Below are 2,223 nucleotides of genomic sequence, written 5' to 3' on the forward strand. Positions count from 1 at the left end.
CAGCAGCCTCGCCAGCCACTGGCAGGCGCGAGACCGCGCGCAGGAGGCCAGGGCCTTGCTCGAGCCCGTTCTCGCACGCTTCACCGAGGGATTCAAGACGGCCGACTGGCGTGCCGCGCAGGGCCTGTTGGCGGCGCTGCAATGATCTTCGCTCAGACGGGCGTGGCCTCGATGGCGGCTGGTGACACCCTCTTTGACGTGGCTTGCGCTGGCGCAAGCTGTTGCCTTGGCGCCTCGGTAGCATCGATCGGGACTGACCTCGGCCTGCCGGGGGTGCCCATCCTGGTGCCTGGGTGCCGAGGCGCGTCAGAACCGGAGGACATTCGCATGTACCGTCGCATCCTGGTCCCTTTTGACGGCGGTGAGACCTCGCAGCAAGGTCTCCGCGAGGCCATTCAGCTGGCAACGGAGCTGCAGGCCGAACTGCGCATCCTGGTCGTGGTGGACACCTCTGAACTCCACATGGGCTTCGCTTCTGCGGATGGTCTGCTGAGCACCGTGGCGCTGATGCGGCAGCGCAGCCAGGAACTCGCCGCTGCGGCCTGCACGCAGGCCCACGAGGCAGGCGCCAGGGCCGACTTCGTGGTGCGCGACATTGGCGCAGACCAGGTGGCAGACCTGGTGCTCGCGGAAGCCGACGAGTACCAGGCCGAGCTCATCGTCATGGGCACCCATGGCAGACGAGGCCTGAGCCGCGCCGCCCTCGGCAGCGAGGCCGAGTCCGTCAGCCGGCGAAGCAAGGTGCCGCTGCTGCTGGTTCGAACGCCGCAGGGCAAGCCGTCCGTGCTCGCGCCCGATGTTCCGACCCGCTTGCAGACCTCAGGCTGAGACCGCCTCTTGGCGCGATGCAGATCGTGCGCAGGCCTGGCGATGGGTGGGCGCTGTTTCCGTGCCTGAAGCCTCCTGTTGAACGGATTTGAAGGGCGACGACAACCCCTCGCGGGCAGCAGCTCTTCGCAATCGTCGAAAATGACGCTCCGGAGGCCATTTCCGGGCTGTGACGCGCCAGCGGCGCGCCCTGGCAACTGGCGCCAGCGATCCTTCAGCGACCACCCATGCATCTCGAACCAGAACAAGCCAGCTGCCGATTGACCACTGCCTATGGCGACTTCAGGCTGCATGGCTTCAAGGAACCGGCCACCGGGCTGGAACATGCCGCGCTGTGCTTTGGCGACCTGTCCACGGGCGAGCCGGTGCTGGTGCGGCTGCATTCGGAATGCCTGACCGGGGACGCCTTCGGCAGCTGCCACTGCGACTGCGGGCCGCAGCTGCGCAGTGCGTTGAAGGCGATTGCCACGGCTGGCCGCGGCGCGCTGCTTTACCTGCGCCAGGAAGGCCGTGGCATCGGGCTGCTGAACAAGATCCGCGCCTATGCGCTGCAGGAAACCGGCGTCGACACGTTGGATGCAAACCGCTTGCTGGGCCTGCCGGCCGATGCGCGGGACTACGGCTTTGCCGCGACCATGCTGTCGCAGCTGGGCATCCGCTCGGTCAAGCTGCTCACCAACAACCCCGGCAAGATCGAAGGCCTGAAGGCCCACGGCGTGGACGTGGTGGAGCGCGTCTCGCTGCAGGTGGGCCGCACCACGCGCAACGGCGCCTACCTGGACACCAAGGCCCACCGCATGGGCCATTTGTTCGATTTGGCGCGGGAATTGCCGGACGAAGCTTCGGAGGCCGATCCAGCGAGGTGAGTGCCGTCTATCTGACCCGCAGCTTGGCTGGCCGGTCGAACTGTCCGGAGGCCAGCCGGTCGATCAGGCGGGCCATGCGGCCGGACAGCAGCGGCCGGTCGTAGTGGGTCAGCACGCGCTGGCGGCCGGCGGTGCCCATGGCCTGGCGCTGCTCGGGATGCTGGATCAGCGTCTCCAGCGCGTGTTCCCATTCGGCTGGCTTGTTGGCCAGCCAGCCGGTCTGGCCAGGGACCACCACCTCGCAGTTCGCGCCCACCGGCGAGGCCACGCAGGGCAGGCCGGCGGCCATGTACTGCAACAGCTTGAAGGCGCACTTGCCGCGCGCAAACGGGTCGTCGCTGAGCGGCATCAGGCCGATGTCTGCACCGGCGATCGCGGCCGTCTCGCCCTCGGCCGACCAGTGCACTTTCTCGATCGGCACGTCGTCCCAGTCCGGCCAGTCCGAGCTGATGACACGCAGCTTCAGTTCGGGATGCCGCTGCGCCAGCCTGGCCAGCACCGGCCGCAGCGGCGCCAGGTAGGCCAGGTT

The 2,223-nt window shown here is 68.0% G+C and carries 3 protein-coding genes; 2 read left to right on the forward strand and 1 reads right to left on the reverse strand.

Going from position 1 to position 2,223, the window contains the following annotated elements; all coding sequences use genetic code 11:
- The first annotated feature begins 327 nt into the window (after positions 1–327).
- Both FKP22_RS27915 and ribA read left to right on the forward strand, forming a co-directional pair.
- Positions 328–828: a universal stress protein gene (locus tag FKP22_RS27915; protein WP_170201136.1), complete on the forward strand. Its 501-nt coding sequence runs from the start codon at positions 328–330 to the stop codon at positions 826–828.
- Between the two features lie 227 nt (positions 829–1,055).
- Complete coding sequence (gene ribA, locus FKP22_RS27920; protein ID WP_141291294.1) at positions 1,056–1,694, forward strand: GTP cyclohydrolase II; 639 nt, start codon at positions 1,056–1,058, stop codon at positions 1,692–1,694.
- Between the two features lie 7 nt (positions 1,695–1,701).
- On the opposite strand, the gene FKP22_RS27925 is transcribed toward ribA, so the two are convergent.
- On the reverse strand, positions 1,702–2,223 hold a 522-nt coding region (locus FKP22_RS27925; RefSeq protein ID WP_141291296.1), incomplete at its 5' end, for a glycosyltransferase.

Source organism: Ideonella azotifigens (assembly GCF_006519715.1).
Taxonomy (GTDB): domain Bacteria; phylum Pseudomonadota; class Gammaproteobacteria; order Burkholderiales; family Burkholderiaceae_C; genus Ideonella; species Ideonella azotifigens.